Source organism: Microvirga guangxiensis (assembly GCF_900102135.1).
Lineage (GTDB): Bacteria > Pseudomonadota > Alphaproteobacteria > Rhizobiales > Beijerinckiaceae > Microvirga > Microvirga guangxiensis.
The window spans coordinates 374,958-388,658 of record NZ_FMVJ01000004.1 but is presented as its reverse complement, the minus strand read 5'-3'; the positions used below and the strand labels follow the sequence as shown (position 1 = coordinate 388,658).

At 62.9% G+C, this 13,701-nt stretch carries 9 protein-coding genes; 8 read left to right on the top strand and 1 reads right to left on the bottom strand.

What is annotated here, in order from left to right; translation table 11 throughout:
* Positions 1 to 3: 3 nt before the first annotated feature.
* The 8 genes from BLP10_RS08290 (at position 4) to BLP10_RS08255 (ending at position 11,341) form a co-directional block, all read left to right on the top strand.
* The gene (locus BLP10_RS08290; RefSeq protein ID WP_091133231.1) at positions 4 to 2,562 is read left to right on the top strand and encodes a cellulose biosynthesis cyclic di-GMP-binding regulatory protein BcsB; all 2,559 of its coding nucleotides are present in this window, start codon (positions 4 to 6) and stop codon (positions 2,560 to 2,562) included.
* Positions 2,559 to 3,653, top strand: coding sequence for a family 8 glycosyl hydrolase (locus BLP10_RS08285; protein ID WP_091133229.1), 1,095 nt, complete (start codon positions 2,559 to 2,561; stop codon positions 3,651 to 3,653). Before BLP10_RS08290 ends, BLP10_RS08285 begins: the two co-directional genes overlap by 4 nt.
* Positions 3,644 to 5,752 (top strand): tetratricopeptide repeat protein, encoded by a 2,109-nt coding sequence (locus BLP10_RS08280; RefSeq protein ID WP_091133227.1) that lies wholly within the window; start codon positions 3,644 to 3,646, stop codon positions 5,750 to 5,752. Before BLP10_RS08285 ends, BLP10_RS08280 begins: the two co-directional genes overlap by 10 nt.
* Positions 5,753 to 6,070: 318 nt before the next feature.
* Complete coding sequence (locus tag BLP10_RS08275; protein WP_091133224.1) at positions 6,071 to 7,669, top strand: ABC transporter substrate-binding protein; 1,599 nt, start codon at positions 6,071 to 6,073, stop codon at positions 7,667 to 7,669.
* 67 nt (positions 7,670 to 7,736) lie between these two features.
* Entirely contained in the window at positions 7,737 to 8,747 is a 1,011-nt protein-coding gene (locus BLP10_RS08270; protein WP_091133222.1) for an ABC transporter permease subunit, read from the top strand.
* Entirely contained in the window at positions 8,744 to 9,658 is a 915-nt protein-coding gene (locus BLP10_RS08265) for an ABC transporter permease subunit (protein WP_091133220.1), read from the top strand. The genes BLP10_RS08270 and BLP10_RS08265 overlap by 4 nt, the downstream gene beginning before the upstream one ends.
* A 1-nt stretch (position 9,659) precedes the next feature.
* Entirely contained in the window at positions 9,660 to 10,517 is an 858-nt protein-coding gene (locus BLP10_RS08260) for an ABC transporter ATP-binding protein (RefSeq protein ID WP_091133219.1), read from the top strand.
* A complete protein-coding gene (locus BLP10_RS08255; RefSeq protein WP_091133217.1) occupies positions 10,514 to 11,341 on the top strand; it encodes an ABC transporter ATP-binding protein in 828 nt (275 codons plus the stop codon). The genes BLP10_RS08260 and BLP10_RS08255 overlap by 4 nt, the downstream gene beginning before the upstream one ends.
* 177 nt (positions 11,342 to 11,518) lie before the next feature.
* On the opposite strand, the gene BLP10_RS08250 is transcribed toward BLP10_RS08255, so the two are convergent.
* The gene (locus BLP10_RS08250; RefSeq protein WP_091133539.1) at positions 11,519 to 13,543 is read right to left on the bottom strand and encodes an AI-2E family transporter; all 2,025 of its coding nucleotides are present in this window, start codon (positions 13,541 to 13,543) and stop codon (positions 11,519 to 11,521) included.
* Between the last annotated feature and the right edge of the window lie 158 nt (positions 13,544 to 13,701).

Below are 13,701 nucleotides of genomic sequence, written 5' to 3'. Positions count from 1 at the left end.
GCCGTGCGCTCCCTTCTGATCCCCTTCCTCATCGCTTTCGAACTGCTGGGAGCACGGATGGCAGCGGCGCAACCCGCGCCATTCAACATGGGAACGACCCCGGACGCACCGCCTGCAGGCGCACGACCGTCGGTGCAGCCTCAGCCCTCGCAGCCTGATGCTGCGCCTCCCGCAGCCTTCGACATGCGCGGGAGTTCCCCTGCAGGGCCCCAGAGCGCACCACGCCCAGCTCCTTCCCCTGGCAATGCGCAGGCGCCTGCCGCGCCGTTCCAGATCACGCCGGGCGGCACTCCGAGTCCCGCGCCGCGGACGGCTCCCAGGCCTGCCGTTGTCACGACACCGAACCGTCCGGTTCTTGCACGCATCGAACGGCCGGTTTTGCCTTTCGAGACCATGCGCCTCTCCGGCGAGACGGACGCGCAATCCTGGACCTTCCATCTGACGCAGGATGAGGCATCGAGCGGCGCCTCCATCTCTGTTGGATACAAGAACGCCGTCGTGGTGATGCCGGAGGCCTCCCGCCTCAGGATCGTGATCAACGGCGAGACAGTGACCGACACGCCGATCCAATCGTCCGAGAACATCAAGAGCGTAACCGCTTCGATCCGCCCCGGCCTTCTTCGCGCGGGATCGAACTTCATCCGCATGGAAGCCTTCCAGCGCCATCGTACGGATTGCACCATCAACGCTACCTATGAGCTCTGGACCGATGTGGATTCGGCTTCCACGAAGCTCGTCTTCGCGGAAGGCGCTACCAAGACCCTGCGCAGCCTTGAGGACCTTCCCGCTATCGGCGTGGACTTCAAAGGCGTTACGACGATCCGTGTCGTTGCCCCGAAGGTCTATCGTCCCGAGATCCGGGATCGTCTGCTGCGTCTTGTGCAGTTGATCGCCCTGCGCGGGCGCTTTGCCCGCCCCGTGATCCAGGTGGTGGAATCCGATCCGGGCCCCTCCCCCGTCGGCACGATCAAGGTGGTCATGGGCCTTGCCGGAGAATTGCGCGGGCTTCTTCCGGGCGTGCCCGATTCCGCTCTGACACAGCCGCTCACCATGATGATGCAGGAAGTCGGCTCCACCGGCTCGACGCTCGTCGTGTCCGGTCCGGGCTGGAACGATCTCGACACTGCCATCGCCCTTATCGGCTCGCAGGTCACGAATTCCGCGAGCGTGGAGCGCGGCGTCGTCGATACGGCATCCTGGCACTGGCCGGAGGTGAACACAGCCTTCGGACGTCACTCGTTCCGCTTTGCGGATCTCGGCATCACGACGCAGGAATTCTCGGGCCGCCGCTTGAGAACCCGCTTCATGCTGAATCTCCCGCCTGATTTCTATGCGACGGAATACGGCGAAGCGCTGGTCTATCTCGATGCGGCCTATACCACAGCGGTGAAGCCCGGTAGCCATGTGAACATCTTCGTCAATGACAAGATCAGCACGCAGCTCGTGATCACCGCGCAAGGCGACGTCGTGAGGCGTCACACGATCCGGCTGCCATTGAAGAACTTCAAGTCCGGCTTGAATACCGTCTCGGTGGAAATCGGCCTCCTGACCGATGCGGACGATCGCTGTGCACCGGGAGAGACGCTCTCGGAAACCAATCGCTTCGTTCTGTTCGATACGAGCAGCCTCGAATTTCCGCAATTTGGACGCATCGGGCGGGAACCCGATCTCGGTGTGCTCAGCGCGGGCCATTTCCCGAACGAGGACATGCCCACGACGGTGGTGCTCGCCCGTCCCAATCCGCTGAACATATCCGCCGCCGGCACGTTTCTGGCCCGCATGGCGCGCAGCGCCGGCAGGCCGATGCGCACGCAATTCTCCAACGCCGCCTCAGCCGACGACGCATCCGTTGTGTTCATCGGCGCCGTCGATCAGATTCCTGCGGGTCTTCTCAACCGCGTGCGCGTTTCCGAGCATCTGCGCATGGTCTGGCCCGCAACGCCGCTCCAACCCGATCCGTCGTCTCAGCAGGTTGCCAGCACGGATTTCAGCATGAACGTGCAGCAGAACGCGGCGGACCGCAACGGCACGGCATCCACGGACGAGGTGCGCAAGCGCTGGTCGGAGTCCTTCCGCAGGCAAGGCATCCTGCAACAGACATTCGGCTCGATCCAGGACTGGATGGAAGAGACCTTCAGCCTGTCCGTCTCCTCTCTGTCGCTGAAGCAGCGCATGGATAGCCCTTACGAGCCGCCGCAGCGCTCGACCCTTCTCATCGCTCAGAACCGCACTCCCGAAGCAGGCGTCTGGACTCTCGTGACGGCCCGTACGGAAGAGGCTCTGGCCGAAGAAATGGCCCGCCTCGCGGATCCGCTCCTGTGGGCGCGGGTTTCGGGCCGAGCCGTCGCGCTCGATCCGCGTGAGTTCAAGCTCCAGGTCGAGCCGATCCAGGATTACGACTTCGTTCAGACGCAGCCTTTCTCGATCTGGAATCTGCGTCTCGTCGCAGCCAACTGGATGTCCGCCAACATTCTCCAATATGCCCTCATCATGGTGGTGCTCTGTCTCTTCCTCGGGACGGGAACATACCTGCTCCTGAAACACTTGGGGCGCCCTTCATGAGGATCTTCGCGAAACGCGGCTTACTGCTGCCTTGTCTTCTCGCAGGTCTGCTCTCGATCGCATCGTCGATGTCGTCAGCCCAGAATTTGAGCGTGCAGCCCTTGAACGTGGCTGGAACCCTCTCCTCCGGCGAATGGGAGGCCTACCGCTCCAAGTTCATTGAGGACAATGGCCGTGTCGTCGACAACGCCAACGGCAATATCAGCCACAGCGAAGGACAGGGCTATGGCCTTCTCCTGGCACTGGCTGCCAATGACCGCGCCAGTTTCGAAAAGATCTGGAACTTTGTTTTTACCGAACTTCTGATCCGGGACGATGGGCTCATCGCCTGGAAATGGGACCCCGGCGCCAAACCGCGGGTCTCCGATCGCAACAACGCGACCGACGGCGACATCCTCATCGCCTATGCGCTGGCAAAGGCAGGCACTGCCTGGAACGAGCCCCGCTATACGACAGCCGCCCAGAAGCTCGCGGCTTCCATCGGCAAGCACACTTTCGGCCGCAACGGCGGCATCGTCTTTCTCCTGCCGGGTGCGGAGGGTTTCAATGCCGGAGACCGCCCGGACGGCCCGGTCATCAATATCTCCTATTGGGTGTTCGAGGCCTTTCCGGTCCTCGCAGGCCTCGCACCGCAATACGAGTGGAACCGTGTCTGGAAGGAGGGGGTCACTCTGCTTCAGCAGGCCACCTCGGGCCGGGTCCGCCTCCCCGCGGACTGGCTTTCTATCCAGAGCAGAATGCAGACCAAGCCCGCCGACGGATTCCCTCCGGAATTCGGTTACAACTCCTTAAGGATACCGCTTTACCTTCTCAGGGCAGGAATGACCGATTTGGAGTGGTTGCGAGCGCTGAAGCTGCGCTGGTCTGCCGAGAATGAAGGGGTTGCCGTCGTCAATGTCGTGACCGGAAACGTCCGGGAGCGCCTCACCGATCAAGGCTATGCCATCCTCTCGGCCGCACTGGCCTGTGCGTTGGACGGAACGCCCGTTCCGGACACGCTGAAAACCTTCGACCCGCAGCTCTATTATCCGTCGACCCTGTATCTGATGACGAAGTCTTGGCTCGGTGAAAAACATCCGCAATGCGTCTAGCTAGCAGCGCCATAACGATTGCGGTCCTGGTACTGGGCTTCGCGGCAATCGCGCAACAAGTTGGGCCCGGCAGCGACCAGCCTCCCTCTTCTGCGCCCAATCCGCCTCCGAGCACGCCCCCATCCGCCAATCAGCCTCAGGTGGATGAATCGGCCCTGCGCTATTTCGCGTCGCAGGGCGACACGCGCCGCGTGAACGCCGAGATCGCCCGGTTGCGCGCGCTCTATCCCAACTGGACCCCTCCGAGCGACCTGTCGCAGTTGTCGTCCGGCCCGGCCGTCGCGGTCGATCCCATCATCGAGCGGCTGTGGAATCTCTACAAGGAAGACCGGATCGCCGAAGTGCGCGCGGCCATCGCGGAGCGCCAGTCCACGGATCCGAACTGGAAGCCGCCGGAGGAGCTGGTCACGGCGCTCGACACCGTCGAGGCCCGCCGCCGGCTGACCAACGCATCCGATTCCAGCCAGTGGCGCACGGTTCTCACCGTCGCCACGGAGAACCCGAATCTTCTGACCTGCGTGAATGTGGACGTGCTCTGGCGTGTGGCCGAGGCTTTCGCCAAGACCGATCAGACCAGCCGCTCGCGGGACGTTTATACCTATCTCCTCACCAATTGCGGCAATCCGGGCGAGCGCCTTGCGACCTTGCAGAAGGCGCTGACGATACTTCCCGAAAACCAAGTCGCGGATCTTCTCCAGTTCGAGCGCAAGACAGGCGAGACGCCCGACAATTTCGACTCGATCCGCGAGGAACTGGCGCGCCGCCGCGTGGAGCGCGCCTCGAACGACGACAAGACGACCGCGACCGCGGAAGACCTTGCCGTTGTCGAGCGCATGATCCGCAACACGAACGAGCCCGGTCCGGTGCTGGTTCTGGCCTGGTACAACTATCACCACGGCAATCCAGCGCGGGGGCTCGAGTTGTTCAAGACCGCCCTTGACCGCAATGGCGGCAACAAGGCTGCGGAAGGATATGCCATGTCCCTGCGCGCTCTGGAGCGCATCGCAGAGGCTGAGGCCTTCGCCTATGACTGGCGCGATAAGGCCCCGGAGAACATGAAGGTCTACCTCGACGTGGCGACCGCCCTGCTGACCCAGGACCCGCCGCCTCGTCTCGAAACCCGCGTCGTATCGCGGATCGTTCCCGTGGTGTCGAGCCAGCGCTTCCCGGACGGTGCGCAGGCTCTCGGCTGGTACTCCTACAACACGAGCCAGTTCCAGACGGCACGGGAGTGGTTCCGCCTGGCTTTGGAATGGAGGCCTGAGGACGAGCCTTCGGCCTACGGCCTTGCCCTTTCCACTCAACGCCTGAACGATCGGGCCGGCTTCAACGCCGTCGTCGCGCAGTGGCGGGATCGCTCCGAGCGCATCGCGGATCTTGCCGACGGCGCCACTCCTGCCCGGCCGGGCCAGCCCCGTGCCCAGGTGGTGCAGCCCGCGCAAACCGTTCCGCAGGCTCCCATGCGCTCCGTCCCTGTCCAGGCTGAAGCGCCTCGCGTGGTGGTCGAGCGCAGCGCCGTTGAGGTGGAGCCGACAATGCGCGTCGCAACCGCTGCGACCGGCAGTACGAGCGGACGCCGCAACTGCATCATGACCCGAAGCGCGGACGGCATGGCTCCCGATGCGGCGCTGACTCTCGGCTGGTGCCTGATGGACGCCAACCGCCCCATGGAAGCCGTGAATGCCTTCGATCAGGCTATCCGGCGCGGCAGCAGCCGCATCCGGGAGGAGGCTGCCTACGGCAAATCCCTCGCCTATCTGCGCAAGAACCTGACTTCTGAGGCCGCCGTCGCCGCCGCGCAGGCCCCGCAGACGAGCCAACGCCGGGTCGAATTGAGCGCCTCCATTCTCGGCCAGCGGGCGCTGGCTGCCTATCGCGACGGCCGCTATGTGGAGACGATCCTCGCCTTGAGCGAACGCGCCCGGATCGTGCCGGAACAGAACGACCTCATGCTGATCCGCGGCTGGTCGTACTATAAACTCGGCCGCTATAAGGACGCCGAGCGGATTTTCCGCGCCGTTCAGCGCACCGGTTTTTCAGAGGAAGCCTCTGTTGGTCTGAATGCCGTTCTGGAAGCCAGCATTCCCAACCGTCAGTAACGACAGCCTCGATCTGAACCGTTTTGGAATCGCAGCTCTGCGGCAATCTTGACCTTGCCGGAAGGGCAATTTCGTCGGAAATGACGTCGTTCCGGGCCGGCTGTGGATGGATTGTGGCGATGCTGCCGCCAAACCCCATGAAATCTCGGAAAATTGAAACGGCCCAGTTTTTGAAAAAAACTGCGCGAAACGACACGAAATGGTAAATTTCTTCTAAAAATTAGCCAAGGTTGTCGGGACAGATTGACATTATTGAGGCTTCGCACCTTAACTTCGTCACAGAACGGCCATGTAGGCCGTCTCAGAGGACCTAGATAAATGAAGAAATCAGCCCTTTTCGCAGCCATCTGCGTTCCGGCTTTCCTGGCCGCCGCCCCGCTGGCTGCCAAAACCCTCGTGTACTGCTCCGAGGGCAGCCCCGAGAACTTCTATCCCGGCATCAACACCACCGGCACCTCGTTCGACGTGGCCGAGCACATCTACGACAACATCGTGGACTTCGAGCGCGGCGGCACGCAGGTCACTCCCGGCCTCGCCGAGAAGTGGGACATCTCCGCTGACGGCCTCACCTACACCTTCCACATCCGCAAGGGCGTGAAGTTCCACTCCACCAACAAGAACTTCAAGCCGACCCGCGACCTGAACGCCGACGACATCATGTTCATGATCGAGCGTCAGTGGAAGAAGGACCATCCGTACTTCAACGTGACCAGCGCCGACCACTCCTACTTCGACAGCATGGGCATGCCTGCCCTGTTGAAGTCGGTCGAGAAGGTTGACGACTACACCGTCCGCTTCACGCTCAACAAGCCGGAAGCTCCGTTCCTGTCGAACCTCGCCATGCAGTGGGCTGGCGTCCAGTCGAAGGAATACGCCGACGCCATGCTGAAGGCCGGCACCCCTGAGAAGATCGACCAAGAGCCGATTGGCTCGGGCCCGTTCTACCTCGTCCAGTACCAGAAGGACGCCATCGTCCGCTTCAAGGCTTTCCCCGAGTACTGGGGCGGCAAGGCCAAGATCGACGATCTCGTGTTCGCCATCACCCCTGACGCTTCCGTCCGCTGGGCGAAGCTGCAGAAGGGCGAGTGCCACGTGATGCCGTATCCGAACCCGGCAGACCTCGACGCCATGAAGAAGGATCCGAACGTCACGATCCTGGAGCAGCCCGGTCTGAACGTCGGCTACCTCTCGTACAACACCGAGAAGAAGCCCTTCAACGACGTTCGCGTCCGTAAGGCGCTGAACATGGCCATCAACAAGAAGGCCATCGTCGACACCGTGTACCTCTCCACCGGCGTCCCGGCTACGAACCCGATCCCGCCGACCATGTGGTCGTACAACAACAGCGTGAAGGACGACGCTTACGACGTGGAAGCTGCCAAGAAGCTCCTCGCCGAGGCTGGCTACCCGAACGGCTTCGAGACGGATCTGTGGGCCATGCCGGTTCAGCGTCCGTATAACCCGAACGCAAAGCGCATCGCCGAGCTCATGCAGGCCGATCTCGCCAAGGTTGGCGTGAAGGCCGAGATCAAGAGCTACGAGTGGGGTGAATACCGCAAGCGCATGCAGGCTGGCGATCACCAGATGGGCATGCTCGGCTGGACGGGCGACAACGGCGACCCGGACAACTTCCTCCACACGCTTCTCGGCTGCGACGCCGTGAAGAGCGGCTCGAACAACGCCCGCTGGTGCCACAAGCCGTTCGACGACCTCGTCGTGAAGGCGAAGGCCGTGTCGGATCAGAAGCAGCGTTCCGAGCTCTACTCGCAGGCTCAGGTGATCTTCAAGGAGCAGGCTCCCTGGTTCACGATCGCCCACGCCGTGCAGCTGAAGCCGGTCCGCAAGGAAGTCGTTGACTTCAAGCTCTCGCCGTTCGGTCGCCATAGCTTCTATGGCGTGGACATCAAGGGCAAGTAAGTCTCTCTCCCATTAACCTGGCGGAGCGGCCTTTCCCGGCCGCTCCGCCTTTTTTCCATTCTGGGCCATGCTTAGATTTTTCCTCACACGCGTCAGCCTCGTGATCCCGACCTTCATCGGCATCACCCTGCTGGTCTTCTGTCTGATCCGGCTCGTTCCGGGCGACCCCATCGAAACCATGGCTGGCGAGCGCGGCATCGATCCCGCGCGCCACGCGGAACTGCGCGCGCAATACGGCTTCGACAAGCCGGTTATGGTGCAGTACGGCCTCTACATATGGCGCGTTCTGCAAGGCGATCTCGGGCAATCCGTGGTCACGCGCGAATCGGTTCTGACAGAATTCCTCACCCTTTTCCCCGCGACGATCGAGCTGGCTCTTTGCGCCATCATTTTCGCGCTCGTCATCGGCATCCCGGCTGGCATCATTGCTGCCGTCCGGCGAAACTCCGTGTTCGATCATGGCGTCATGGGCATCTCGCTGACGGGATATTCCATGCCGATCTTCTGGTGGGGCCTGATCCTCATCCTGCTGTGCTCGGTTCAGCTAGGTCTCACCCCCGTCTCGGGCCGCATCGACGTGCTCTATTACATCGAGCCGGTTACAGGCTTCCTCCTGATCGACTCGCTGCTGTCGGACGATGAAGGCGCCTTCTGGTCCACCGTTCGGCACTTGATCCTCCCGACCATCGTGCTCGGCACCGTGCCGCTCGCGGTGATCGCCCGCATGACCCGCTCGGCCATGCTGGAGGTTCTGGGCGAGGATTACATCCGCACCGCCAAGGCCAAGGGCCTGCCCCGGTTCCGGATCATCGCGCTCCACGCCCTGCGCAACGCCCTGATCCCGGTTGTCACCGTGATCGGCCTGCAGGTCGGCGTGCTCTTCACCGGCGCGATCATGACGGAAACCATCTTCTCCTGGCCCGGCGTCGGCAAGTGGCTCATCGAGGCGATCTTCCGCCGCGATTACCCGGTACTACAGGGCGGCGCACTGCTGCTCGGCATCCTCGTGATGACCGTGAACCTTCTCGTCGATCTTGCCTACGGCCTCATCAATCCTCGCATCAGGCACACGCGATGACCGCAGAAACCATGGAAACTCCCGCCGTCGCCGCGTCGACGGCAACCCCGCCCCATCGATTCAAGGAATTCTGGGGCTATTTCAGCGCCAACCACGGCGCTGTCGCCGGATTGTTCATCATCCTCGGCGTGGTGCTGGTTGCATTGCTGGCTGATGTGCTCGCGCCCCATTCGCCGTATCTGACCAACCCGTCCAACGCCCTGAAGCCTCCATTCTGGCAGGAGGGCGGCTCGATCGCCTATCCGCTCGGTACGGACCCGATCGGCCGCGACATGCTCTCGCGTCTCATTTTCGGCGCGCGGCTGTCGCTCCTCATCGGCATCGTGGTCGTGACGATCTCCATCGTCATCGGCACGGTTCTCGGCCTCGTCGCCGGGTTCTTCCGCGGCCTGACCGAGATCTTCATCATGCGTCTGATGGACATCATCCTGACGATGCCGAGCCTTCTGCTCGCCATCGTGATCGTGGCCGTGCTCGGCCCCGGTATGATGAACTCCATGCTGGCCGTGGCTCTGGTCATCCTGCCCCATTACGTGCGCCTCGCCCGTGCCGCGGTGATCACGGAGACCTCCAAGGACTACGTGATGGCGGCCCGCGTGAGCGGCGCCGGCACCGCTCGCCTGATGTTCAAGGAAGTGCTGCCGAACTGCACTGCCCCGCTCATCGTGCAGGCCTCGCTCGGCATCTCGACCGCCATCCTCGACGCCGCTGCGCTCGGGTTCCTGGGCCTCGGCGCGCAACCGCCGTCGCCGGAATGGGGCACCATGCTGGCCGATGCCCGTGAGTTCGTGCTCCGCGCCTGGTGGGTCGTGACCTTCCCCGGCCTGGCGATCCTCATCACGGTGCTGGCGTTCAACCTTCTGGGCGACGGTCTTCGTGACGCCCTCGATCCCAAGCTGAAGAGGTCCTGATATGGCACTTCTTGAAATCGAGAATCTCGTCGTCGAGTTCCAGACCACCACCGGCATGTTCCGGGCGGTCGACGGCGTGTCTCTGAAAGTTCACGAGCGCGAGGTTCTCGCCATCGTGGGTGAATCCGGCTCGGGCAAGTCCGTGTCGATGCTCGCCGTGATGGGCCTTCTGCCGTGGACTGCGAAGGTGACCGCCGACAAGATGACCTTCAACGGCCGCGATCTTCTCAAATTGTCCGATGCCGAGCGCCGCAAGATCGTCGGCAAGGACATCGCGATGATCTTCCAGGAGCCGATCGCGAGCCTCAACCCGTGCTACACGGTCGGTTTTCAGATCGAGGAAGTTCTGCGCTTCCACCTGGGCATGGGTCGTTCGCAGCGGCGCGCACGCGCCATCGAGCTTCTGAAAGCGGTCGGCATCCCCAACCCCGCCGAGCGCCTGGATTCGTTCCCGCATCAGATGTCCGGCGGTCAGTGCCAGCGCGTGATGATCGCCATGGCCATCGCCTGCAACCCGAAGCTCCTGATCGCCGACGAGCCGACGACCGCTCTCGACGTCACGATCCAGAAGCAGATCCTCGATCTTCTCGTGAAGCTCCAGGATGAGCACGGGATGGGCATGATCATGATCACCCACAACATGGGCGTGGTCGCTGAAACCGCCGACCGTGTGGTGGTTCAGTACAAGGGCCGCAAGATGGAGGAGGCCGACGTCCTGTCGCTGTTCGAAAATCCGCGCAGCAACTACACGAAGGCCCTCCTCTCCGCGCTGCCCGACAATGCGACGGGTGACCGCCTGCCTACCATCGCGGATTATTTCAAGGACGGAAGCGAGATCGCGGGAGCCGCCGTATCATGAGTGTTGTTCTCGAAGCCAGAAACATCGTCCGGGACTACCACCTGCCCGGCGGCCTCTTTTCCAAAGGCGGCGTCGTTCATGCCGTGAAAGGCGTGAGCTTCTCGGTCGAGCGGGGAAAGACCCTTGCCATCGTCGGCGAGAGCGGCTGCGGCAAGTCCACGCTCGCACGCATTCTCACGCTGATCGACCCTGCTACCTCGGGCGACCTCTTCATCCGGGGAAAGAAGGTCGACATCGCGAAGGGCGACCTCACGAAGGAACTGCGTCGCGAGGTGCAGATCGTTTTCCAGAATCCTTACGGCTCGCTCAACCCGCGCCAGAAGATCGGCGATGCGCTCACCGCGCCGCTGGTGATTCAGGGCAATGTGCCTGCAGACGAGCGCCGCGAGCGCGCCATGTCGATGCTGAAGAAGGTCGGCCTCGGCGAGGAGCACTACAACCGCTATCCGCATATGTTCTCCGGCGGCCAGCGCCAGCGCATCGCCATCGCCCGCGCTCTGATGCTCAATCCGAGCCTGCTGGTTCTCGACGAGCCTGTATCCGCGCTCGATCTGTCGGTCCAGGCTCAGGTCCTGAACCTGCTGGCGGACCTGCAGGACGAGTTCAACCTCACCTACGTCTTCATCAGCCACGACCTGTCGGTGGTGCGCTACATCGCCGACGAGGTGATGGTGATGTATTTTGGCGAGGCGGTGGAATACGGCACCCGCGACGAGGTGTTCTCCGATCCGAAGCACGACTACACCAAGACGCTCTTCGCAGCGACGCCGCGTGCGGACCCCGAGAGCATCAAGGCGCGTCTGGCCCGCAAGAAAGCAGCCTGACAGCGCTCCTGAACAGGCATCCCGGACTGCGCAACAGAACCCGGGATCGCTCGAAGAACTCTTCACATCATGGCCGGGCTTGTCCCGGCCATTTTTATTGTGAAATCCTCTTCCCTCATCATGAAGAGACGTATGCCCGTCTCGGGATGAGGCGAGAGTAAATCGAAACGGACACCTTTATGCCGGCAGCGGCAGGCGCTTTCCTGCTTCAGACTCGTTGGCAGCCTGCTTCGTGGTGACCGTCTGCGGCAAATCCTCTTCGCCGGTGGCGACCTTCAGGCACTGCACCACCGCGTCGCGCATGGATGAGACGTAGTAATCCGCACCCAGGGTCGACCGCATCGTCTCGCTTTTCAGCACCGCATCTTCCGCTGGCCAAAGGCCAACCACGATGGGGGCCTTGGGTGCCTGTTTTCTCAGACGTCGCAGCAGATAGCGCAGATGGGCGGGCGTGCCGCTGATCTCCAGATAGCTGATGCAGATCATCTGCACGCCGCTCATGTCGAGATTGAAGATCGCCGAGCGCGAGACCGCCTCATGGGGAACGAGGCGGCTTCCAAGTCCATGCTTGTTCAGCAACTGCGCCAGCATCTCGGAAGCGGCCTCGTCCAGGGGGCCGCGCCCCGCGATGCACATGACGGCGCCGTCCGTCCTCCATGCTTCCGAAATCTTGTCCTCGTGCGGCATCTCTCCGACGACCGCAGGTTCCTTGATGTCCGGCTTCTCGCTTTTCGGAGGCGCTACGGGATCATCTTTCGTCTCATGAGGCGGCGGCTCCACATCGTCATGCGAGCCGAGATCCGCCACGAGCGCCTTAATCACGTCACGCACCTGATCGAGTTGGCGATGGGTGAGCACGCCGCGGGTGGCGTCGTTGGCGGCCAGCTGCAGGCCCTTGAGCGCGACCTCGTCATAATAGGAGGTGAGCGAGCGCTCCTTCAGCAGAACCTCCGCCGAGTCCAAAGCTTCGTCCGGATCACCGGCCAGCATGCGCTGATAGAGATTTTCCGCCGGCGTCAGCGCGGGTCTGTCGCCAAGCAGCACGTCGAGAAATTCGAGCCGCTCCACATGGCGCCCGAGCACCACAAGGCAGAGCGTGAGCGGCGTGGCGATGAGCAGGCCCACCGGTCCCCAGATCCATGTCCAAAAGATGGCCGAGATCACGACGGCGAAGGGCGACAGGCCCGTGCTCTGTCCATACACGATGGGCTCGACCACATGGCCCATCAACGGCTCGCCGATAGCGAACAGGGCAAAAGCCATGAGGGCCATGGACCAGCCGGGATCCACCGCCGCGGCCAGCAGGATGGGCGGAGCAGCGGCGAGGAAAGAGCCGATATAGGGAACGAAGCGCATGAGCGCCGCGAAGACGCCCCACAGGGCCGGACTCGGCACCCCGATAGCCCATAGACCGATGCCGGCCACAAGGCCGAACGAGGCGTTCAGCGCAAGCTGAGTGAGGAAGTAGCGGCTCAGCCGCCGCGCCGCATCGTCCATGGCCGCGGTCGTGCGATGCAGATCGCTGGAGCCGAACAGGCGGATCATGCGGTCCCGCAGATCCTCCCGCTGCATGAGGATGAAGATGAGCACCACAAAGACGATACCCATGGTTGCCAAGGGCTCGAGCAGCGGGAGCAGGAAATTGCGCGCAACCTGAGCCGGGGTAGGCTCGGGCTCGTGAACCTCGACAGGCAGGGGCTTCGGCTCTTCGGGCGCGGGAGGCTCGGCCACCGCGGAAGCAGGCGGCGCAGCCTCCTCCGACGGCTTCTCCGCCACCGCCTGATCGAAGCGGCGGCCAAAATCCCGCAGGAGGCTCGGCAGCTTGCCCAGCGCGCCTTCACGAATGGTGCCGACCTTTGTCTCGATCGTCGTCTGGTAGCGCGGCATGTCCGAGGCGAGGCCAGCCACCTGGAACCCGATCAGCCCGCCGAGGGAAACGATAATTCCCAGCGCCAGGAGCACCGCGATGATGACCGCAGGGACCCGCCCCAGATGCCATCTGCGCATCACGTCGACGAAGGGCGCTAGCACGAAGGCAAGCAGGATGGCGAGCACGACGGGCAGGAACACCTCCCGGCCTACATAGAGCCCTGCCAGGACGACGACGCCCACGGCCAGGGTCAGCAGGCCGGACAGGCCTGGAACGCCGGGAGGCTGGATCTCCGTCTCTGGGGGCGGCGCCGGGGTCAGCGGTGATGGCATCGGTTCAGGATCTCTGCTGTGCCGGGAGAACATCTCGCCGGTCAGCAAACAACGTGCAGAACCCTCAAAACGATCCTTGGCCGTTAAGATCAAAGGAAACTTGAGACCTTTTGCCATCTGGGACCAGGGCTGGCGGCCCCCATCTCAAGGATATTCCT

Coding starts and splice junctions, on each gene's coding strand:
- BLP10_RS08270 (WP_091133222.1), top strand. CDS start 7,737: ATGCTTAGATTTTTCCTCACACGCGTCAGCCTCGTGATCCCGACCTTC.
- BLP10_RS08255 (WP_091133217.1), top strand. CDS start 10,514: ATGAGTGTTGTTCTCGAAGCCAGAAACATCGTCCGGGACTACCACCTG.
- BLP10_RS08250 (WP_091133539.1), bottom strand. CDS start 13,543: ATGCCATCACCGCTGACCCCGGCGCCGCCCCCAGAGACGGAGATCCAG.
- BLP10_RS08260 (WP_091133219.1), top strand. CDS start 9,660: ATGGCACTTCTTGAAATCGAGAATCTCGTCGTCGAGTTCCAGACCACC.
- BLP10_RS08285 (WP_091133229.1), top strand. CDS start 2,559: ATGAGGATCTTCGCGAAACGCGGCTTACTGCTGCCTTGTCTTCTCGCA.
- BLP10_RS08280 (WP_091133227.1), top strand. CDS start 3,644: ATGCGTCTAGCTAGCAGCGCCATAACGATTGCGGTCCTGGTACTGGGC.
- BLP10_RS08265 (WP_091133220.1), top strand. CDS start 8,744: ATGACCGCAGAAACCATGGAAACTCCCGCCGTCGCCGCGTCGACGGCA.
- BLP10_RS08275 (WP_091133224.1), top strand. CDS start 6,071: ATGAAGAAATCAGCCCTTTTCGCAGCCATCTGCGTTCCGGCTTTCCTG.